This is a genomic window from Marinovum sp., from assembly GCF_034669705.1.
Lineage (GTDB): Bacteria > Pseudomonadota > Alphaproteobacteria > Rhodobacterales > Rhodobacteraceae > Marinovum.
In genome coordinates this window covers 23637-43673 of the sequence record NZ_JAXMOR010000032.1, presented here as the reverse complement: position 1 = coordinate 43673, position 20037 = coordinate 23637, and the positions used below count along the sequence as shown (strand labels likewise).

Genomic DNA, 20037 nt, shown 5'->3' with positions numbered 1-20037 from the left:
CGGGCAAGCTTGAAGGACCAGACGATGAACCTCTTTTCCGACCTGCGCGGGACGGTGATTGCCGCGCTCGACCAGATGACCGCCGAGGGCACCTTGCCCGATGGCCTCGATTACGCCAACGTCGCGGTAGAACCGCCGCGCGATCCGCTGCATGGCGACATGGCCACCAATGCCGCCATGGTGCTGGCCAAACCGGCGCAGAAAAAGCCGCGCGACATTGCCGAGGCGCTGGCAGGCAAGCTGCGCGACGACGCCCGCATCACCGCGGCCGATGTCGCCGGCCCCGGCTTTCTCAACATGCGCCTCGCGCCCGCCGTCTGGCAAGGCGTCGTCGGCCGGGTGCTGACCGAGGGCACAGGGTTCGGCCGCTCCGACATGGGGCAGGGGCAGAAGATCAACGTCGAGTATGTCTCGGCCAACCCCACCGGGCCGCTGCATGTCGGCCACACCCGCGGGGCCGTCTTTGGCGATGCGCTGGCCAGCCTTCTGGCCTATTCCGGCCACGACGTGACCCGCGAATATTACATCAACGACGGTGGCGCCCAGGTCGACGTGCTGGCCCGCTCGGTCTACCTGCGCTATCTCGAGGCGCATGGTCAGGAGGTGGCGTTCGAGGATGGCACCTATCCCGGCGACTACCTGATCCCGGTCGGCGAGGCGCTCAAGGACAAGGTCGGCGACGCCTATGTCGGCAAGGGCGAGGAGCACTGGCTGGCCGAGGTGCGCGAGTACGCCACCGAGGCGATGATGGAGTTGATCCGCGCCGACCTCGGCCTGCTCGGCGTGCAGATGGATCATTTCTTCTCGGAGAAGTCGCTCTACGGCACCGGTCTGATCGAGTCCGCGATCGAAGCGCTCGATGCCAAGGGGCTGATCTACGAAGGCGTGCTCGAACCGCCCAAAGGCAAGAAGCCCGAAGATTGGGAGCCGCGCGAACAGACCCTGTTCAAATCCACCGATCACGGCGATGACGTCGACCGCCCGGTCAAGAAATCCGACGGCAGCTGGACCTATTTCGCCCCGGACATCGCCTATCATTATGACAAGGTTTCCCGCGGGTTCGACGGCCTTATTGATGTGTTCGGTGCAGATCACGGCGGCTATGTCAAGCGCATGAAGGCCGCCGTTTCGGCACTGTCGGACGGCCAGACGCCGCTCGACATCAAGCTGACCCAGCTGGTCAAGCTCTTCAAGAACGGCGAGCCGTTCAAGATGTCGAAACGCGCCGGCACCTTCGTGACCCTGCGCGACGTGGTCGATCAGGTCGGCCCCGACGTGACCCGTTTCGTCATGCTGACGCGCAAGAACGATGCGCCGCTGGACTTCGATTTCGACAAGGTGCTCGAGCAGAGCCGCGAGAACCCGGTGTTCTACGTGCAATACGCCAACGCCCGGGTGCATTCGGTGCTGCGCAAGGCGCGCGAGGCCGGCATGGCGCCCGACGATGCCGCCTTGGGCCAAGCCGATCTGGCAAAGCTGGACCATGAGGCAGAGCTGGCGGTGGCCAAGAAACTGGCCGAATGGCCGCGGCTCGTCGAGATCGCGGCGCGCAGCCATGAGCCCCATCGCGTGGCCTTCTATCTCTATGAACTCGCTGGCGAATTCCACACCCTGTGGAACCGCGGCAACGAGCTGCCGGAGCTGCGCTTCCTGCAGGAGGGCGAGCAGGCCACATCGCTGGCGAAAATCGCCCTGGCGCGGGCGGTGTCGGTTGTTATTTCCGCCGGCCTTGGTATCTTGGGCGTGACCCCGGTGGAGGAGATGCGCTAAGACATCCGGTCGCCGGGCCGAGAGAGCAGTCAGTAGCATAACCCCGCGGCATGTATCGCGGGGAGCGGAGAGGCGATTATGGCAGATTTTCACGTGTCCGGCACCCCCGTGGGGTACGGTGGGCAACAGGCGTTCCACACCAACTCTTCCCACGCACAAGAGCCACAGGCTGCGCCGAAAGGCGCCGGCATGGTCACCTATGCCAATGTGGCCGGGGCGGCTGTGTCGCTGGCGCTGCTGCTGGGCGTGGGCATCTGGGGCTACCAGCTGCTGGTCCGCGATGTCTCTGGCGTGCCGGTGGTGCGCGCGTCTTCGGGGCCCTGGCGCGTGGCGCCGGAAAACCCCGGCGGCGAGGCGGCCGATCATCAGGGGCTGGCGGTGAATGAAGTTGCCGGTCGCGGCACGGCCGCCGGACCGGTCGACCAGGTGGCGCTGGCGCCGCAACCGGTCGGCCTCATGGAAGAAGACGTGCCGCGCAAGGCCCCTGAGATCACCAGGACCAAGCCCCGCAGCAATGACGCCTCGGCCAAACTGGCCACACTGTCCGAAGTGGCTGGCACCGTGCCGGCCACGGCAGAGCTCCTGACAGACGAAGGCGAGGATGCCGCGGCCGCGCCGATCGGCGATGCGAAGATCGCCGCGCTGGTGGCTCAGGTCTCCGCCGATGCCACGCCGCTGGGCGCCCTGCCGGAAGAGACCGAGCTTGCCGCCGCTGACGAGATAGCCGAGCCCGCGCCGCGCGTCGCCGGCCCCGGTGTCCGCCGCAGTCCGCGGCCACGCCACCGCCCGGCCGAGTTGATCCGCGCCAGCCAGATCGCTGCCGTCACCCCGGTGGCCGCATCGGCTCCGGTGGCGCCGGAGGTCAAGACCCTCGCGGTGGACGATCTCGCCGCCGGCACCCGACTGGTGCAGCTTGGCGCCTATGAAAGCGCCGCTGTGGCAGAACAGGAATGGAGCCGCATCTCCGGCCGGTTCGACAGCTTCTTCGACGGCAAGGCCCGGGTGATCCAGAAGGCCAAGAGTGGCGGCCGCACCTTCTACCGGCTGCGCGCACATGGCTTTGGCGATCTCGCCGAGGCCCGCCGGTTCTGCGCCGCGCTGGTGGCCGAACGCGCCGACTGCATCCCGGTCGTGGTGAAATGACCGCCACTGCCGCCATATTCGCCCCGCGGGGCGAGGTGCTGACCGGCGCCGAGCGGCAGTTCTTTCACGACGTCGATCCTTGGGGCTTCATCCTCTTTGCCCGCAATATCCGCGACGCCACCCAGATCCGCGCGCTCTGCGGCGATCTGCGCGAAACCGTCGGCCGCAACGCCCCGATCCTGATCGACCAGGAGGGCGGACGGGTGCAGCGCATCCTGCCGCCGCTGGCCCGGCGCTGGCGCCCGCCGCTCACCGATGTGGCGCGGCTGGGGCCGAGGGCCGTCGACGGCATGTACCTGCGCGCCCGGATCATGGCAGAAGAGCTGCGCGGCTTCGGCATCGACGTCAACTGCATCCCGACGCTCGACGTGGCCGGCGAAGAGACCCATGAGTTCCTGCGCAACCGCTGTTATGGCGAAACCCCCGACCAGGTGACCGAAGTCGGCCGCGCCGTGGTGCGCGGGCTGCTCGATGGCGGCGTGTTGCCGGTGATGAAACATATGCCCGGCCATGGCCGCGGCCGCGTCGACAGCCATCTCGAGCTGCCGCATACGCAGGTTTCGGTGCATGATCTGCGCGCGGTCGACTGGGTGCCCTTTGCGGCGCTGAGCGATGTGCCGCTGGGGATGACCGCGCATATGATCTTCGAAGCGGTCGACCCCTATTTCCCCGCCACCCAATCCGGCCGCATGATCAACCTGATCCGCGAGGAGCTGGGCTTTGCCGGGCTGCTGATGACCGACGACATCTCGATGGAGGCGCTGAGCGGCACGCCGGGCGACCGGGCCCGCGCCTCGATTGCCGCCGGCTGCGACGTGGTGCTGCATTGCAACGGCTATCTCGACGAGATGCGCGACGTGGCCGAGAACGCCGGCCGGATGACCGAGGGGGCCGATCTGCGCGCCAGCGCCGCGTTGGCGCTGCGCCAACCCGCCGGAGAGGTTGACACCGAGGCCCTGGATGCGCAGTTTGAGGCGCTTCTGGCAGGGCGCTAGGATGGACGAGACTGGTTTCGACGACCCGACACAAGAGCCGCAGAGCGTTGCCGACCGTCTGGCGGCCGAGGCGCTGATCGTCGATGTCGACGGCTTCGAGGGGCCGCTCGACCTGCTGTTGATGCTGTCACGCACCCAGAAGGTCGACCTCCGCAAGATCTCGGTGCTGGAACTGTCACGGCAATATCTCGCCTTCGTCGAGAAGGCCAAGGCGCTCAGGATCGAGCTGGCGGCGGATTATCTGGTGATGGCGGCCTGGCTGGCGTTTCTGAAATCGCGACTGCTCTTGCCCCCCGATCCCACCGAGGACGGCCCGACAGGCGAAGACCTCGCTGCACATCTCGCCTTTCAGCTCGAGCGGCTGCAGGCGATGCGCACCGCGGCAGCGCAGCTGATGGCGCGCAACCGGCTCGGGCGCGACATCTTTGCACGCGGGGTGCCGGAGACGGTTGAGCGCGTGAAATCAGTCACCTACACGGCGACATTGCTGGACTTGATGCAGGGCTATGCGCGTATCCGCACCCGCGATGAATTCCGCCCCTTCGTGATGGACCGCGACTCTGTCTTCACCATGGAAGAGGCGCTGGAACGGATGCGCGGCATGATCGGTTTCGCTGGCACTTGGACCGATATTTCGCTTTATCTTCCAGATGGTTGGGTGACGGACCCGGTCAAGCTGCGGTCCGCCACCGCAGCAACCTTCGCGGCCTCGCTGCAACTGGTCAAGGAAGGCAAGGCAGAGCTGCGCCAGCAAGGCACATTCGAGGCGATCGAGCTTCGCCGGATCACGGACAAATAGATGAACGACGACACGCAATCGACTGACGCGCAAGAGAAAAGCCTCTTCGCGGCCCCGCCCATGGCGGAACAGGAACGGATGGTCGAAGCGGTGCTCTTTGCCAGTGCCGAGCCGGTGACGGTGCACGATCTCGAGGCCCGGATGCCGCATGGCTGCGATGCCGCCGAGGCGTTGGTGCATCTGCGCAAACGCTACGCGGGCCGCGGCGTGCAGGTGATCAAGGTCGGCGATGCCTGGGCGATGCGCACCGCCGCCGACCTGGCCTTCCTGATGCAGAAAGAGACGGTGGAGACCCGCAAGCTGTCACGCGCCGCCATCGAGACCCTGGCGATCATCGCCTATCACCAACCGGTGACCCGCGCCGAGATCGAGGAAATCCGCGGCGTCAGCGTCTCGCGCGGGACGGTGGACCAGCTTCTCGAGATGGAGTGGATCCGCTTTGGTCGCCGCAAGATGACGCCGGGCCGGCCTGTGACGTTCGTGGTAACCCCCGAGTTTCTCGACCATTTCGGCCTGGAGAGCGCGCGCGATCTGCCGGGGCTGAAGGAGCTGCGGCAGGCCGGTCTGCTGGAGAGCCGCCCGCTGCCAGGCACACCGCATTTCGGCTCGACCGAGGAGGAGCCAGAGGCGGAAGAGGGCCAGAGCGAATTGTTCGAGGATTGAGCGACACCTGCCCAATTCTCTGCACCTTTGGCTGATAGGCTGCAGCTCAGCAGCGAGGAGAGCGGCAAGATGAACATCAACCAGTTGGTCAACATGATCGTGCGGATGGTTCTCCGCAAGGCAATGAGCCGCGGCATCGACGCCGGCATTGACCGGTTCGCCAAGCGCGGCGGCGGCAAGGGCAAGAGCCCTGAGCAGACCAAGGCACAGGCGCAGCAAGCCAAGCGGGCCATTCGGATGGCGCGGCGGGCAGGGCGGTTGTAGGCTGACGTTGATGTTTTTCTTTAAAGGGTGATCTTAATGTGATGCATGAAGTTCATGTGACGCGTTAAGTTAATGCACCGCTTTAAGTTCATGCAACGAATGAACTTGAAGAACTGTTGGCAAACGTCTGTGTTTAAAGGATAAAACGCCTTACTTAAAGTGCTTTGACAGCTTCAGGCCCTGGCCTTGGTAGTTCGATTTCAGCCCGGCACCATAGAGCACTTCTGGCTGCGCCTGCATGCGTTCATAGACCAGACGACCCACCACCTGGCCATGTTCCAGGACAAAGGGCGCCTCATGACAGCGCACCTCGAGCACGCCGCGTGCGCCCTTGCCGCCGGCGGCGTCATGGCCGAATCCGGGGTCGAAGAAACCGGCGTAATGCACCCGGAATTCTCCGACCATGGCGATATAGGGCGCCATCTCGGCGGCATAGGCGGGCGGGATGTGCACCGCCTCGCGGCTGACCAGGATGTAGAAGGCGCCGGGGTCGAGGATCAGGTGGCCAGAGGTACTGCGCAGTTCTTCCCAGAAGTCGCGCGGGTCGTAATGGCCGATCAGGTCGAGGTCGATCACGCCGGTGTGCGGCTTGGCCCGGTAGCCTACCAGATCGCCTTCGGCGGGCCGCAAATCGACCGAGAAGCCGAGGCCGCTGTCGATCACCGCCTCGCTGTCGACCAGCGGCGTCTCGGCGTGGACGGCACGCAGGGTAGCATCGTCGAGCACCGCCTGACCCTGGCGAAAGCGGATCTGGTTGAGCCGCATGCCGGGGCGCACCAGCACCGAGAAGGAGCGCGGGCAGATCTCGGCGTAGAGCGGGCCGGTGTAGCCGTCGGGAATGCGGTCGAACTCAGTGCCCTGGTCGGTGATCAGCCGGGTCAGCAGGTCAAGCCGACCGGTGGAGCTCTTGGCATTGGCCACCGCCTGAATGCCCTCTGGCAGCGCCAGCGACTCCATCAGCGGCACCACATAGACCGCACCCTTTTCCAGCACCGCGCCGGCAGAGAGGTCGATCTCGTGCATGCCGAATTCTGACAGCCGGTCAGCGACCTTGCGATTCTGTCCGGCGAGAAAGGAGGCGCGGACGCGGTAGGCCTTGTGGCCCAAGCGCAGGTCGAGGCTGGCGGGCTGCACCTGAGCCTCGATGATCGCGGGGCTGCCGGTGAGGGCGCCGCGCGTGATCAGATCGTTGATATGCTGGCTTGCGAGGACACCGGTCAAGGGCGGGCTCCTTTGTGACAAGGACCGACCGCCCCGAAGGGTGTCGATTGGGGGAGGAGTAGTTTGGTCGGGCTAGCAGGACTCGAACCTGCGACCTTCCGTCCCCCAGACGGACGCGCTACCAGGCTGCGCCATAGCCCGACTGGAGTGCCTAAATACCTGTTTTCAGGCTGGGGGCAAGAGGGAATCCGCAACATTTTCCGACTATTCCGAAGTCAGTTCCTGGCGGCATGGCTCATCGCGCGCGCATGGCTGCGGACGCGGACAATCAGCGTCTCGATCTGCTCGGCCGAGAGCCCGAGATCGCGGGTCCGAGGCGCGGTGAGCAGTGTCAGCAACCCCGGTGCGGCGATGACGTCGTGATCACCGGGATCGGGCGGCGTCTCGACCGGGAGCACGCGGGGGGCGTCCTCCTCGTCGTCGTCATCGTCGGACGCGCGCAGGACGGCGGCGAGGATCGCTGGATCCATTGGCGTCCGGGCGTCCTCGTCCTCATCGCTGTCCGGCGTGGCCTTCCGGGCCTCTGGTGCGCTGCCGGACTGATCCGCGGAGGCCTCGGGTGCCGGGTCGGGCAGGGCGCCCGCCAGCGGCTCTGGCGCTCTTGGCTCGCGGGTCTCCGGGGCCGGTTCTGGCGCGGCGTTGACGTCGACCGGCGGCGGGTTGTCGCGCGGTTCGGCAGGGCGCGGTGCTTCGCCGTCGTCCTCGGCCATCCGGTCCGACAGCGGCTTCTGCACGAAATCCGGCAGCGCTTCGCCATCGGCGCTGTCGGGGCTCTCGGTGGCATCCCCGGTCATTGCCGCGGGATCGTCCGAGCCGAAGATATTGTCGTGGTCGCCATCATCGCCGGCAAAGAGATCGACGGTCTCGGCCCCTCCCTCTGGCGCAGGGCTTTCTGGTGCCGCGGTGCTTTCGACGGTGTTTGCCCGGCCGGCGAAATCCAGCACCTGGCCGGTTTCCTGTACCGGCGCCACCGGGGCCACCGGCGGCGGCGGGGCGGCGGCCACCACCGGCGGCTCGATCATCGCCTCGAGATCCTCTTCCAGCGGCGGCGACAGGGCCGAGACATGCTTGATGCCCTGTTCTCGGAGGATCTTCTGCACGCCCTTGATGGTCATGCCGTCGTCATGCAGCAGCTTCTTGATGCCGCCGATCAGCACCATGTCGGCGGGGCGGTAATAGCGCCGGCCGCCGGCGCGCTTGACCGGTTTGACCTGGCTGAACTTGCTCTCCCAGAAACGCAGCACATGCGCCGGGGTGTTCAGCCAGTCGGCGACCTCGGAAATGGTGCGGAAGGCGTCTGGGGATTTGCTCGGCATGTCGCCCGGGACCTCCTAGCGCCGGTTGCCGGCGGCGACACGGTCTTTCATCAGGTGCGATGGACGAAAGGTCAGCACCCGGCGCGGCTCGATCGGCACTTCCTGGCCGGTCTTGGGATTGCGGCCGACGCGGGCGGCCTTGTCGCGCACCGAGAAGGTGCCGAAGGAGGAGATCTTGACCTGCTCGCCGTCGACCAGCGCATCGGACATCAGGCTCAGCACCCGCTCGACAAGCTCGGCGCTTTCGTTGCGGGACAGGCCGACCTCGCGGAACACGGCTTCGCTCAGGTCCATACGTGTCAGGGTCTTGTCGCTCATCGGAAATCTCCCCAGATTTTCCATAGCTTAGGCGGGGGAACAAATCCGAGTCAATATGGACGACCGGGGCAGAGGCGAAAAACCCGTGCAAAAACCGGCAATTACCAGCGCAGAACCACCGCGCCCCAGGCCAGGCCGCCGCCGATCGCCTCGGTGACGATCAGATCGCCCGGTTTGATCTGCCCGCGTTCGACGCCGACAGAGAGCGCCAGGGGTATCGAGGCGGCGGAGGTGTTGCCGTGGTCCTGCACGGTGACCACCACCTTGTCCATCGGCAGGCCCATCTTGCGCGCGGTGCCCTGGATGATGCGGATGTTGGCCTGATGCGGCACCACCCAGTCGACCTCGTCCGAGGTGACACCGGCGCGGTCCATCGCCTTGGCGGCGGTGGCGGCGAGCTTCTCGATGGCGTGGCGGAAGACCTCCTTGCCCTGCATCTTGAGAAAGCCGGTGGTCTGGGTCGAGACGCCGCCGTCGACGAAGAGGATGTCCTTGTGGCGCCCGTCGGAGTTGAGATCGGTGGCAAGGATGCCGCGGTCGGCGGGCGTGCCCTGGCCCTCCTGCGCCTCGAGCACCAGCGCGCCGGCGCCATCGCCGAACAGCACGCAGGTCGAGCGGTCGGTCCAGTCCATGATCCGGCTGAAGGTCTCGGCACCGATCACCAGGACGCGCTTGGCCTGACCCGAGAGGATCAGCGCGTTGGCATTGGTCAGCGCATAGGCAAAGCCGGCGCAGACCGCCTGCAGGTCGAAGGCAAAGCCGCGGGTCATGCCGAGCTTGGCCTGCACCATCGAGGCGGCCGAGGGGAAGGTGAGATCGGCGGTGGAGGTGGCCAGCACGATGGCGTCGATGTCATCGGCCGAGAGCCCGGCCTGCTGCAGGGCGTTCTGCGCCGCCTTGGTTGCGAGGTCGGAGGTGGTTTCGCCCTCGGCGGCGAAATGCCGGCGTTCGATGCCGGAGCGCGAGCGAATCCATTCGTCGGAGGTCTCGAGCGATTTCTCGAATTCGGCGTTCTCGACCACCCGCTCGGGCAGGTAATGCCCCGCTCCGATCACAACCGCGCGTCGCGTCATTTATGTTCTCCCGTGGTCGCGCCCTGGCCCTGGGCCTCGTCTTCCCGGGCCTGTTCCGCGACCTGTGCGGCGGCCGCGATATGGGCAGCCACCTTTTGGTTAAAGCCGGCATTGGCCAGCTTGAACGCCAGCTTGACCGCGGCGCTCACCGCCATCTCATCGGCCGATCCATGGGACTTTACCACAGTTCCGTTCAAACCGAGAAACACACCTCCGTTGACCCGGCGCGGGTCGATGCGTTTCTGCAGGCGCCTGAGCGAGGGCAGGGCGAGCAGCGCCGCGAGCTTGGACAGCGGGGTGTATTGGAACGCCTGCTTGAGGAAATCGCCGATCAGGCTGGCGGTGCCTTCGCCGGTCTTGAGCGCGACATTGCCGGTGAACCCGTCGGTCACGATCACGTCGGCGCGGTTGCCGGGGATGTCGCCGCCCTCGACGAAGCCGACGAACTCGTAGCGGCCGGTCTGGGCGTGGTCGCGGATCAGGTCATGCGCCTCGCGCAGCTCCTGGCGACCTTTGTGTTCCTCGGTGCCGACATTGAGCAGGCCGATGCGCGGCGGATCGACCTGCAGGCCGTTGCGCGCATAGGAGGCGCCCATCAGCGCATATTGAAACAGGTCATGGGCATCGGCGCGGATATCGGCGCCGACATCGAGCATGACGTTGAAGCCTTGGGTATTGCGCGATGGCCAGAGCACGCCGATTGCCGGGCGGTTCACCCCCGGCAGCTTGCGCAGGCGGATCATCGACAGCGCCATCAGCGCACCGGTGTTGCCGCAGGAGACCGCCACCGCCGCCTCGCCGGCACGCACCGCTTCGAGCGCCGACCACATCGAGGTGCCCTTGCCGTTGCGCATCACCTGGCTGGGCTTGTCGTGCATCGACACGACGCCCTCGGCGTTGCGAATTTCGCAACGGCCGCGCAGGGTCTTGCGCTTGGCAACAAGCGCGCGCAGCTCGTCCTCGGGACCATGCAGGATGAAGCCGAGGTCGGGGTTCTTGCGTGCGGACCGGTCGCATCCCGCGACGACAGGGCCGGGACCGCGGTCCCCGCCCATCGCGTCAATCGACAAGACAACACGCCTGCCCCCCGGCCCGGCCTCTGCCGCAGTCTGTCTCGTGGGTGCGGTCATGAGGGAGAGGCCTTGCCAGAGGAAACCTTAGGCTGCGTCTTCGTCCAGCTCGATTTCGTCTGCCACGGCAACGACCTGGCGTTCCGCGTAGTGCCCGCAGGAGGGGCAGACATGGTGCGGGCGCTTCAGCTCACCGCAGTTGTCGCATTCGTTGGGGTTGGCAGCGACCAGGGAATCATGCGCACGGCGGTTGTTCCGGCGCGATTTGGACACTTTATTCTGCTGAACAGCCATGGCTCAATCTCAAGTCTTTTCTCAGGGGGTGCGACAGCCGCACCCGCGGTTTCGGATGTTTCCGGGCAGATACGCGCACAAGTGCGGTATATACAACCCCAAATCTCTCAGAGGGCGCGAAAATACGACTTTTGCCCGGCCTTGCAAGCGATTCCTTTCGGCCATCGCGCCGCGCCTCCCGGACCTGATCCGGGACCTCCCGCCCAAGGCGGTTCGCGCCCCGACCACAGGGCCGGGACAGGGGGACTGTCGTACAGCCGGGACCCGGGGAATACCTCCCCGCGGCAGGTGCGGGCTGACCCCCTTCGGGGGGCCGGTCCGGGATCAGCCGTTGGCTTCGCGGATCTTCTCGGCGGCGTCCTTGTCGAAGGCCACGCCGTTGGTCTCGAGCATGGTGTCGAGCTCGCCCGAGAGCGTCATTTCGGTGATGATGTCGCAGCCGCCGACGAACTCGCCCTTGACGTAGAGCTGCGGGATGGTCGGCCAGTCGGAGAACTCCTTGATCCCCTGGCGCAGACCGTCATCGGCCAGCACGTTGACGTCCTTGAAGCTGACGCCCATGTAGTTCAGAACGCCGGCCACGCGGCTGGAGAACCCGCATTGCGGCATCTCCTTGGTGCCTTTCATGAACAGCACCACGTCGTTTTCGCTGACGGTCTGCTGGATCGTGTCTTTGACTTCGGTCATTTGTCTTTTCCCTTCGGAATGAAGCGTTTGGCGTATTCCTGCGGATCGCGCGGCACCTTGTAAGAGCTGCTTTGCCCGCCCAGTCCGGACGAGTAGTGCGAATGCAGGGTGTGATATCCCTCGCCGGGCTCGGAGCCGCGGCCGGTCTGTTTGTTGTCCTCGCGGATCGCCCGGCGGGCCAGCAGCAGGGTCACCCCCACGATCGCCAGCACCAGAACGATGATCCCGAGGACATCCATCGGTCTAGTCCGGGGCGCGGGTGGTCAGCGCCAGGGCATGCAGCTCGCCACTGTCGAGCTTGGAGCGGATGGCGGCGTTGACCGCGCGCTGCTGCTGCACCCGGTTCTGGCCGCGAAAGCTTTCGTCCACCACTTCGGCCGCAAAATGCTGACCGTCATCGCCCTGGACGATGATCTTGGCATCGGGAAAGCTCTGGCGGATCAGCTGTTCGATTTCGGTGGCATTGATCGGCATGGAATGTCCTTTGGTCCTTTGGCTCGAAAGGTAAGTGTGGCGCGCAGGGATGACAAGTGGCCGACGCGCCTCACGGCCGCAGCAGTCGGGCCTGCCCGCGGTCAGTGATCCGCGCGAGGTCTTGATCGTAACGCTCTGACATGGCTTTCTTTTCATCCTCTGTCCATGGATGGAAGGCGGGGTTCTCCAGGCCTTTCGGAAAGCGCCGCAGCGCCTCGGCCGTGGTCTCTGGCGTCACCTTGCCAACCTCGGCCAGATAGTCGAGCGCATTGGCCGAGAAACCGGGGTTGGCGGCGCTGTCCAGAAGCGCGACATCGCCGCCGGCCGCTCCCATGCACTGGCGCAGCACCGCGGGCACCACCGCCGGATAATCCTCGTAGCGCCAGAGGAAAAGTGGCGTCTCGCCAAGGGCTTGGCGAAGTTTCTTCACCAATCGCAGCCAGGAAATCGCGGCCACATCCGCCGGGCCGAGGTAGTCGCGGAAGGGGCGGAAGGCGTGACCCTTCATATGCTCTTGCCAGGCCGAGACCAGAAAGCCGGCGGGGTTGCGCACCGCCATGCCGACCTGAATGTCGTGACCGGGAAAGAGGTCGATCACCCGTTTCACCCGCTGCGGTGCGAATTTGTAGAGCTGGTCGTCCTTGAAGGCCATGTCGGGCGCCAGCGAGGCGCTGAGGATGTTCTCGTTCATCAGCACGACGGTCTCGGCCGCGCCGGCGTGTTTGCGCAGGAAACCCTCGGCTGTCAGCGCCAAAAGGTCTGGCTCGGCCCGGCCGCGCAGCAGCTCCGACAGCGGCAGCAGGGTGCCGCCGATCGGCATCGGGCCAATCACGCCGATGCCCTTGGCGGCCAGTGGCGCCTTTTGCGCCACCAGCGAGCGTTGCAGATGGGTCGAGGCGGTCTTGTGCGCGCCGATCAGGAAGGTCAGCCGCCGCCGCATGGGATCAGCCGAAAAGCGCGGGCAAGGTGGCGCGCGAGGTTTCTCTCAGCTCGGCCAGCGGGGCGCTGGAGCTGCCGATCGAGACATCGCTGCCGGTAAAGCGCCCGACCGAGACCAACGGCAGATCGGCCTTGCCGGCGGCGCCCATCAGCGCCTCGGCCTGGTCGAAGTTGCAGGCGATCAGGTAGCGGCCCTGGTCCTCGCCAAAGAGCCCCGGCGTGTCGCTGACCGAGAGGCTGACGCCGACGTCACCGGCCTCGGCCAGCTCGTAAGCCGCCAGCGCCAGGCCGCCGTCAGAGATATCGGTGCAGGCGGTGATCCAGTCGCGGTTGTCGCGGATGAAATCGCCGGCGGCTTTCTCGGCCGCGAGGTCCACATGCGGCGCATCGCCGTCGGTGCGGTTGAACACCTCGGCCAAGAGCGCCGAGCGGCCCAGATGGCCCTCGGCGGCGCCCAGCATCAACAGCACATGGCCTTCGCGCGGCACGCCGAGGATGGCGTGATCGGCGTCGTCGATCAGCCCCACCGCGCCAATCGTGGGCGTGGGCAGAATGCCGGTGCCGTCGGTCTCGTTGTAGAGCGAGACGTTGCCAGACACGATCGGCATGTCGAGCGCCGCGACCGCCGCGCCGATGCCCTTGATCGCACCGACGAACTGGCCCATGATCTCCGGCTTCTCGGGGTTGCCGAAGTTGAGATTGTCTGTCGTTGCCAGGGGCTTGGCGCCCACAGCTGAGAGATTGCGATAAGCTTCGGCGACCGCCTGCTTGCCGCCTTCGACCGGGTTGGCCTGCACGTAGCGCGGGGTCACGTCAGAGGTGAAGGCCAGCGCCTTTTTCGTGCCATGCACCCGGATCAGCCCGGCGCCAAAGCCCGGCGTGCGGATGGTGTCGGCCATGACCTGGCTGTCGTATTGTTCATAGACCCAGTTGCGGGCGCTGTAGTTCGGCGAGGCCAGCAGCGCCCTGAGACCGTCGACGCCGTCGATCTCCGGCACATCGGCCAGCGGTTCTGCGGCAGGGGTCTCGACCCAGGGGCGGTCGTATTCCGGCGCGGTCGAGGCCAGCTGCGACAAAGGCAGGTCGGCCTTGCTCTCGTTGTTGTGCATGATCAGGAAGCGGTCCTCGGCGATGGTCTCGCCGACGATGGCGAAATCGAGGTCCCATTTGTCAAAGACCGCCTTGGCCTCGGCTTCCTTTTCCGGGCGCAGCACCATCAACATGCGCTCCTGAGACTCGGAGAGCATCATCTCGTAGGCGCTCATGTTCTCTTCGCGCACCGGCACCTTCTCGAGGTCGAGGCGGATGCCCAGCTTGCCCTTGTCGCCCATCTCGACGGCGGAACAGGTGAGGCCCGCCGCGCCCATGTCCTGGATCGAGATGACGGCGCCGGTTTGCATCAGCTCCAGCGTCGCCTCCATCAGGCGTTTCTCGGTAAACGGATCGCCGACCTGCACGGTGGGGCGCTTTTCCTCGATGGTGTCGTCAAACTCGGCCGAAGCCATGGTGGCCCCGCCGACGCCGTCGCGACCGGTTTTGGCGCCGAGGTAGACCACCGGCATGCCGACACCGGAGGCGGCGGAGTAGAAGATCGCGTCCGTGTCGGCCAGACCGGCGGCAAAGGCGTTGACCAGGCAGTTGCCATTGTAGGCGGGGTCAAACCGCAGCTCGCCGCCCACGGTGGGCACGCCGAAGCAGTTGCCGTAGCCGCCGACGCCTTCGACGACGCCATTCACCAGCTGCTTGGTCTTGGGATGGGCAACCTCGCCAAAGCTGAGCGAGTTCATCGCCGCGATCGGCCGCGCGCCCATGGTAAAGACGTCACGCAGGATGCCGCCGACGCCGGTGGCCGCGCCCTGATAGGGCTCGATATACGACGGGTGGTTGTGGCTCTCCATCTTGAAGACCACGCATTGGCCGTCGCCGATATCGACGATGCCGGCATTCTCGCCCGGGCCGCAGATCACCTGCGGGCCCTCGGTGGGCAGGGTGCGCAGCCACTTCTTGGAGGATTTGTAGGAACAATGCTCGTTCCACATCGCCGAGAAGATGCCGAGCTCGGTAAAGCTGGGCTCACGGCCAATGATTTCGAGGATCCGCTGGTATTCGTCAGGGCTCAGCCCATGTGCGGCGATCAGATCGGGCGTGATGGCAGGCTCTTGCATATCCGTAAAGTCCCCCGGGCGCTGGTTTGCGCACCGTTTACGACATGGGGGTGACGGGTACAATCCGGGTTTCGCGCCTGCTGAAACCTGATGCGGCGGATGTATAAACCCTGTGCAGCCAAAAAAAAAGGCCGAGCACTAAGCTCGGCCGAAGTCCAACAGGGAGGTATGAAGTCTGGCGCGATGCGCAATCAAACTTCATGACGCTGAAATAAGTCGCAGCCGTGAGTCGATCAAGAAGATTCATGCCGCAGCTGCAGCATAGTGGGTATGCGTTGCAAGCATACCTCACCTTGGGGAAGCTGAATTGATGGGCGACGGGTCGGACCGGGCGGCGGGTCTCAGATGTTCTCGCGCAGTTGACGGCGGTGCGCGATGATTTCCTCCTGAACGAAATCCCTGAAGGCGGCGATACGCCGAGATTGCCGCAACTCTTCGGGATAGGCAAGGAAAACAGGGATTTCGCCGCTTTCCTCATCCGGCAGCACGCGTACGGCGCGGGGGAAATCCTCGATCACGTAATGCGGCAGCACGCCGATGCCGAGATTGTTGATCACGGCCTGCAGCACGCCGAAATAGTTGTTCACGTTCAGCGTGGATTTCAGGTCATAGGTCAGAAGACCCTGAACAAAGACTTGACCGGCGCCAACTTGGGTAGAATCGGTGCGCTGGCAGATCAACCTGTGGTTCTCGAGATCATCGAGCGACTGCGGCGTGCCGTGCTTTTCGAGGTATTCCGGCGAGGCGTAGAGCCGCATCCAGACCGACATCAGCCGCTTGCGCACAAGGTCGGCCTGGCTCGGCTCCTTCATCCGGATCGCCACGTCGGCCTCTCGCATCGGCAGGTCGAGCACGCGTTCCTCGAGCATCAGGTCGATATTCAGATCGGGATACTTCTCGTAGAGCTTGGCCAGCCGCGGCGCCAGCCAGAGCGAGCCGAAGCCGGTGGTGGTGGTCACCCGCAACGAGCCGAAGACCTCTTCCTCGCTGTCGCGGATGCGCGCCGCGGCGGCCTCGAGCCGTTTGTTCATCGACGAGGTGGCATCGAACAGCAGCTCGCCCTGCTCGGTGAGAATCAGCCCCCGGGCGTGACGGTGGAACAGGGTGGTGTTGAGGCTTTCCTCAAGCGCGCGGATCTGCCGGCTGACCGCCGATTGCGACAGGTGAAGCACATCGCCCGCATGGGTAAGGCTGCCGGCGTCCGCCACCGCGTGAAATATTCTGAGTTTGTCCCAATCCATAGTCGTTCTCTTGTGATGCCTCGCCGGTCTCTACTGCAATATTACCCTACAGGGGGCGTAGATAACGCTAACATGAGAAAGTCACGAAAAATTTCCCTCGTAAGGTCAGTAATTATGACCTAATATAGCGCTATACTCTAGCACGCACAGCACCTTGGGAGGGGTTCATGAGCCAGCAGAAAATTTCCCTGAATGACAGGTTCGACCTGTCGAAATCGCCGATCCTGTTGAACGGCACCCAGGCGCTTGTCAGGTTGATGTTGTCGCAGAAGGCCCGCGACACGGCCGCCGGACATAACACCGCAGGCTATGTCACCGGCTATCGCGGCTCGCCGCTGGGCGCAGTCGACCTGCAGATGAGCAAGGCGGAAAAGCTGCTGCGCGCCTCTGACGTGACCTTCAATCCCGGCCTCAACGAAGACCTCGCCGCCACCGCGCTCTGGGGCGCGCAGCAGGCCGAGCTGCGCGGCGAAGGCAAGTATGACGGTGTCTTTGGCCTGTGGTACGGCAAGGGGCCGGGGGTGGACCGCTCCGGCGACGTGATGCGCCATGCCAACATGGCGGGCACCTCGGCGCTTGGCGGCGTGCTGATGGCAATGGGCGACGACCACACCGGCGAAAGCTCTACCGTGCTGCATCAGTCGGAATGGGCGCTGGTCGATGCCTATATGCCGGTGGTTTCCCCGGCGGGCGTTCAGGAAATCCTCGATTACGGGCTCTACGGCTTTGCGCTGTCGCGCTTCTCCGGCCTCTGGGTCGGGCTCAAGACGATGAAGGACACCATCGAGACCACCGCCGTGGTCGATGGCGACCCGCACCGGCTGAGTTTCGTCGAACCGAAATTCGACATGCCCGAGGGCGGTCTGAACATCCGACTGGGCGACACGCCGCATGCGCAGGAAGCGCGGATGATCGATTACAAGCGGTTCGCCGCCGAGGCCTTTTCGCGCGCCAACCGGATGGACAAGCGCGTCTGGGGCAAGCCCGGTGCCAAGATCGGCTTTGTCGCGGCGGGCAAGAACTGGCTTGACCTGCAGCACGCCATGAGCCTGCTGAACATCCACGAGGCCGAGGCCAAGCGGCTGGGGATCACCACCTACAAGGTGGGCCAGACCTTCCCGCTCGACATGCACAGCTTCCACGACTGGGCCGAGGGGCTCGACCTGATCGTCATCGTCGAGGAAAAGCGCAAGCTGATCGAGGTGCAGGTCAAGGAGGCGATCTTTGACGATCGCCGCGGCCGCCGGGTCTATGGCTGGTACAAGGGCGGCGCGGGCGGCATGCACCGCGACGAGCTGTTCCCGACCCGTGGCGCGCTCGACCCGATCTGGATTGCCGAGAAGCTGGGCGGCATCCTGATCGAAGAGGGCCGCGGCACCGATGGCATCCGCGCCGGGCTCGACGCGCTGCGCCAGGCCCGCGCCGGCGACAACGCCCAGGAGATCGCAGCACGGCTGCCCTATTACTGCGCCGGCTGTCCGCACAACACCTCGACCAAGGTGCCCGACGGCAGCCGCGCCTATGCCGGCATCGGCTGTCACTACATGGTGCAATGGATGGACCGCGAGACCACCGGCTTTACCCACATGGGGGCCGAGGGCGCGAACTGGATCGGCGAGGCGCCGTTCTCCAAAACCGGCCATGTGTTCCAGAACCTCGGCGACGGCACCTACAACCACTCCGGCTCGCTGGCGATCCGCGCGGCGCTCGCCGCCGGCACCAACATCACCTACAAGATCCTCTACAATGACGCCGTGGCGATGACCGGCGGCCAGCCCAACGAGGGCGGCCTTACGCCTTACCGGATCGTCAACGAGCTGCAGGCGATGGGGGTGGGCAAGGTCTTTGTGGTCTATGACCAGAAGGAAGACGTCGACCTCGAGAAATTCCCCAATGGAGTCGAGATCCACGAACGCGACGAGATGGAAAACATCCAGAAGCAATGCCGCGAGATCGCGGGCGTCTCGGCCATCGTCTATATCCAGACCTGCGCCGCCGAGAAGCGCCGCCGGCGCAAGCGCGGCAAGTTCCCCGATCCCGACAAACGGGTGTTCATCAACACCGACGTCTGCGAGGGCTGTGGCGATTGTGGCGTGCAGTCAAACTGCGTGGCCATCGTGCCGGAAGAGACCGAACTGGGCCGCAAGCGGGCCATCGATCAATCGGCCTGCAACAAGGATTTCACTTGCCTGAAAGGGTTTTGCCCGTCGTTCCTCACCCTCGAGGGCGCCAAGGTGAAAAAGGGCGCGACCCGCGAGCTCGACCTGCCGCATCTGCCGCAGCCGGAGCTGCCGGCGATCAACGGCAGCCATAACGTGGTGATCACCGGCGTCGGCGGCACCGGCGTGGTGACCATCGGCGCGGTGATGGCACAGGCGGCCCAGTTGGATGGCAAGGGCGCCGGCATGATGGAGATGGCGGGCCTCGCGCAAAAGGGCGGCGCCGTGACGATCCACTGCCGTCTGGCGGAAAAACCCGGCGATATCAGTGCGATCCGCGTCGCAACCGGCGAGATGGATGCGCTGATCGGCGGCGATCTTGTGGTCTCGGCCGGGGCCAAGACCATCGGTCTGATGAAAGCCGGCCGCACCGGCGGTGTGGTCAACAGCCATGAGATCATCACCGGAGACTTCACCCGCAACACCGAATTTTCCTTGCCGGCAGACAGGTTGCAGCTTGCACTTGAAGCGCGACTTAAAGAGCGGCTGACGATGTTCGACGCCTCGGAACTGGCGCGCGCGGTGATGGGCGACTCGATCTATTCCAACATGATCCTGTTCGGCGCGGCCTGGCAAAAGGGCCTCGTGCCGCTCAGCCATGACGCCATCCTGCAGGCGGTCGAGATGAACGGCCAGGCGGTCGAGCGCAACCAGCGCGCCTTCGAGATCGGCCGCTGGGCGGCGCTGCATCCCGAAGAGGCCGACGAGATGGCCCGGCCCAAGGTGGTCGCCCTGCCAAAAACCCTCGAAGAGCGCATTGCCTTCCGCGCCGATCACCTGGTGAAATACCAGGGCAAGGCGCTGGCCAAGCGCTACCGCGCCCGGGTCGATGCGATCGAGGACGAGACGCTTCGCGAGGCGGTGGCGCTCGGCTATCACAAGCTGCTGGCCTACAAGGATGAATACGAGGTCGCGCGGCTGCTGATCGACAGCCGGGAAAAGGCCAAGGGCACCTTTGAGGGTGACTTCAAGATGCGCCTGCACATGGCGCCGCCGATCCTCAGCAAGGAAGGCCCCGACGGGCGGCCGAAGAAGCGCGAGTTCGGCGAATGGCTGCTTGGCCCGATGAAGGTCTTGGCGCGGCTCAAGGCTCTGCGGGGTACGCCGCTCGACGTCTTCGGCTATTCCGAGGATCGCCGGATGGAACGCGCCCTGATCGCGCAGTACGAGGCCGACATGGACGAGGTGCTGCCCAAGGTGACGCCGGAGACCCACGAGGCCACCGTCGCCCTGATGCGCCTGCCGCTCGACATTCGCGGCTTTGGCCCGGTCAAGGCGGCAAACGAGGCCAAGGCGGCCAAGCGGCGCGAGGAGCTTCTGGCGGTGATCCGCGCAGGCGGGCCAGAGCTGCGCCGCGCGGCGGAGTAACCCACGCGGTTTTGTTTT

The 20037-nt window shown here is 65.3% G+C and carries 19 protein-coding genes and 1 tRNA gene; 7 read left to right on the top strand and 13 right to left on the bottom strand.

Translation table 11 applies throughout. The annotated features are described in order from the left end of the window. The first annotated feature begins 24 nt into the window (after positions 1-24). The 6 genes from argS to VOI27_RS18555 all read left to right on the top strand — a co-directional run bounded on the left by argS (position 25) and on the right by VOI27_RS18555 (position 5634). A complete protein-coding gene (gene argS / locus VOI27_RS18580; protein WP_323767300.1) occupies positions 25-1770 on the top strand; it encodes an arginine--tRNA ligase in 1746 nt (581 codons plus the stop codon). A 78-nt stretch (positions 1771-1848) separates the two neighbouring features. Then, positions 1849-2913 (top strand): SPOR domain-containing protein, encoded by a 1065-nt coding sequence (locus VOI27_RS18575; RefSeq protein WP_323767298.1) that lies wholly within the window; start codon positions 1849-1851, stop codon positions 2911-2913. After that, a complete protein-coding gene (locus VOI27_RS18570; RefSeq protein WP_323767296.1) occupies positions 2910-3908 on the top strand; it encodes a glycoside hydrolase family 3 N-terminal domain-containing protein in 999 nt (332 codons plus the stop codon). Before VOI27_RS18575 ends, VOI27_RS18570 begins: the two co-directional genes overlap by 4 nt. A gap of 1 nt (position 3909) precedes the next feature. Next, on the top strand, positions 3910-4707 hold the full coding sequence (locus VOI27_RS18565) for a ScpA family protein (RefSeq protein ID WP_323767294.1): 798 nt from the start codon (positions 3910-3912) through the stop codon (positions 4705-4707). Further along, on the top strand, positions 4708-5370 hold the full coding sequence (scpB, locus tag VOI27_RS18560; protein WP_323767292.1) for an SMC-Scp complex subunit ScpB: 663 nt from the start codon (positions 4708-4710) through the stop codon (positions 5368-5370). It abuts the gene before it with no gap. A gap of 69 nt (positions 5371-5439) precedes the next feature. Next, entirely contained in the window at positions 5440-5634 is a 195-nt protein-coding gene (locus VOI27_RS18555; RefSeq protein ID WP_323767290.1) for a hypothetical protein, read from the top strand. Positions 5635-5784: 150 nt separating this feature from the next. Here the strand turns inward: VOI27_RS18555 and VOI27_RS18550 are convergent, their stop codons facing one another. The 13 genes from VOI27_RS18550 to VOI27_RS18490 all read right to left on the bottom strand — a co-directional run bounded on the left by VOI27_RS18550 (position 5785) and on the right by VOI27_RS18490 (position 16432). Further along, positions 5785-6855 (bottom strand): 2'-deoxycytidine 5'-triphosphate deaminase, encoded by a 1071-nt coding sequence (locus VOI27_RS18550; protein ID WP_323767288.1) that lies wholly within the window; start codon positions 6853-6855, stop codon positions 5785-5787. A gap of 64 nt (positions 6856-6919) precedes the next feature. Continuing rightward, positions 6920-6996, bottom strand: a tRNA-Pro gene (locus tag VOI27_RS18545). Between the two features lie 74 nt (positions 6997-7070). Beyond that, positions 7071-8171 (bottom strand): MerR family transcriptional regulator, encoded by a 1101-nt coding sequence (locus VOI27_RS18540; protein ID WP_323767286.1) that lies wholly within the window; start codon positions 8169-8171, stop codon positions 7071-7073. 15 nt (positions 8172-8186) lie between these two features. Continuing rightward, positions 8187-8489, bottom strand: a complete 303-nt coding sequence (gene ihfA, locus VOI27_RS18535) for an integration host factor subunit alpha (protein ID WP_323767284.1) — start codon at positions 8487-8489, stop codon at positions 8187-8189. Positions 8490-8590: 101 nt separating this feature from the next. Then, entirely contained in the window at positions 8591-9562 is a 972-nt protein-coding gene (locus tag VOI27_RS18530; protein WP_323767282.1) for a beta-ketoacyl-ACP synthase III, read from the bottom strand. Further along, positions 9559-10692, bottom strand: a complete 1134-nt coding sequence (gene plsX / locus VOI27_RS18525; protein ID WP_323767280.1) for a phosphate acyltransferase PlsX — start codon at positions 10690-10692, stop codon at positions 9559-9561. The genes VOI27_RS18530 and plsX overlap by 4 nt, the downstream gene beginning before the upstream one ends. 27 nt (positions 10693-10719) lie before the next feature. Then, positions 10720-10926 (bottom strand): 50S ribosomal protein L32, encoded by a 207-nt coding sequence (gene rpmF / locus VOI27_RS18520; protein WP_323767278.1) that lies wholly within the window; start codon positions 10924-10926, stop codon positions 10720-10722. Positions 10927-11250: 324 nt separating this feature from the next. Continuing rightward, positions 11251-11613 carry a Grx4 family monothiol glutaredoxin gene (gene grxD, locus VOI27_RS18515; protein ID WP_323767277.1) on the bottom strand — a complete coding sequence of 121 codons (363 nt, stop codon included), beginning with the start codon at positions 11611-11613 and terminating at the stop codon, positions 11251-11253. After that, positions 11610-11852 carry a hypothetical protein gene (locus VOI27_RS18510; protein ID WP_323767275.1) on the bottom strand — a complete coding sequence of 81 codons (243 nt, stop codon included), beginning with the start codon at positions 11850-11852 and terminating at the stop codon, positions 11610-11612. The genes grxD and VOI27_RS18510 overlap by 4 nt, the downstream gene beginning before the upstream one ends. 4 nt (positions 11853-11856) lie before the next feature. Continuing rightward, entirely contained in the window at positions 11857-12087 is a 231-nt protein-coding gene (locus VOI27_RS18505; RefSeq protein ID WP_323767273.1) for a BolA/IbaG family iron-sulfur metabolism protein, read from the bottom strand. 70 nt (positions 12088-12157) lie between these two features. Then, positions 12158-13027 carry a hypothetical protein gene (locus VOI27_RS18500; RefSeq protein ID WP_323767271.1) on the bottom strand — a complete coding sequence of 290 codons (870 nt, stop codon included), beginning with the start codon at positions 13025-13027 and terminating at the stop codon, positions 12158-12160. Between the two features lie 4 nt (positions 13028-13031). Then, positions 13032-15191 carry a phosphoribosylformylglycinamidine synthase subunit PurL gene (purL, locus tag VOI27_RS18495; protein ID WP_323767269.1) on the bottom strand — a complete coding sequence of 720 codons (2160 nt, stop codon included), beginning with the start codon at positions 15189-15191 and terminating at the stop codon, positions 13032-13034. 341 nt (positions 15192-15532) lie between these two features. After that, a complete protein-coding gene (locus VOI27_RS18490; RefSeq protein WP_323767267.1) occupies positions 15533-16432 on the bottom strand; it encodes a LysR family transcriptional regulator in 900 nt (299 codons plus the stop codon). Between the two features lie 167 nt (positions 16433-16599). Between VOI27_RS18490 and VOI27_RS18485 the strand changes: the two genes are divergently transcribed. After that, the gene (locus tag VOI27_RS18485) at positions 16600-20019 is read left to right on the top strand and encodes an indolepyruvate ferredoxin oxidoreductase family protein (protein WP_323767266.1); all 3420 of its coding nucleotides are present in this window, start codon (positions 16600-16602) and stop codon (positions 20017-20019) included. Positions 20020-20037: the final 18 nt, after the last annotated feature.

Coding starts and splice junctions, on each gene's coding strand:
- VOI27_RS18490 (WP_323767267.1), bottom strand. CDS start 16,432: ATGGATTGGGACAAACTCAGAATATTTCACGCGGTGGCGGACGCCGGC.
- VOI27_RS18565 (WP_323767294.1), top strand. CDS start 3,910: ATGGACGAGACTGGTTTCGACGACCCGACACAAGAGCCGCAGAGCGTT.
- scpB (WP_323767292.1), top strand. CDS start 4,708: ATGAACGACGACACGCAATCGACTGACGCGCAAGAGAAAAGCCTCTTC.
- VOI27_RS18510 (WP_323767275.1), bottom strand. CDS start 11,852: ATGGATGTCCTCGGGATCATCGTTCTGGTGCTGGCGATCGTGGGGGTG.
- VOI27_RS18500 (WP_323767271.1), bottom strand. CDS start 13,027: ATGCGGCGGCGGCTGACCTTCCTGATCGGCGCGCACAAGACCGCCTCG.
- VOI27_RS18485 (WP_323767266.1), top strand. CDS start 16,600: ATGAGCCAGCAGAAAATTTCCCTGAATGACAGGTTCGACCTGTCGAAA.
- plsX (WP_323767280.1), bottom strand. CDS start 10,692: ATGACCGCACCCACGAGACAGACTGCGGCAGAGGCCGGGCCGGGGGGC.
- rpmF (WP_323767278.1), bottom strand. CDS start 10,926: ATGGCTGTTCAGCAGAATAAAGTGTCCAAATCGCGCCGGAACAACCGC.
- ihfA (WP_323767284.1), bottom strand. CDS start 8,489: ATGAGCGACAAGACCCTGACACGTATGGACCTGAGCGAAGCCGTGTTC.
- VOI27_RS18570 (WP_323767296.1), top strand. CDS start 2,910: ATGACCGCCACTGCCGCCATATTCGCCCCGCGGGGCGAGGTGCTGACC.
- purL (WP_323767269.1), bottom strand. CDS start 15,191: ATGCAAGAGCCTGCCATCACGCCCGATCTGATCGCCGCACATGGGCTG.
- grxD (WP_323767277.1), bottom strand. CDS start 11,613: ATGACCGAAGTCAAAGACACGATCCAGCAGACCGTCAGCGAAAACGAC.
- VOI27_RS18575 (WP_323767298.1), top strand. CDS start 1,849: ATGGCAGATTTTCACGTGTCCGGCACCCCCGTGGGGTACGGTGGGCAA.
- VOI27_RS18540 (WP_323767286.1), bottom strand. CDS start 8,171: ATGCCGAGCAAATCCCCAGACGCCTTCCGCACCATTTCCGAGGTCGCC.
- VOI27_RS18555 (WP_323767290.1), top strand. CDS start 5,440: ATGAACATCAACCAGTTGGTCAACATGATCGTGCGGATGGTTCTCCGC.
- argS (WP_323767300.1), top strand. CDS start 25: ATGAACCTCTTTTCCGACCTGCGCGGGACGGTGATTGCCGCGCTCGAC.
- VOI27_RS18530 (WP_323767282.1), bottom strand. CDS start 9,562: ATGACGCGACGCGCGGTTGTGATCGGAGCGGGGCATTACCTGCCCGAG.
- VOI27_RS18505 (WP_323767273.1), bottom strand. CDS start 12,087: ATGCCGATCAATGCCACCGAAATCGAACAGCTGATCCGCCAGAGCTTT.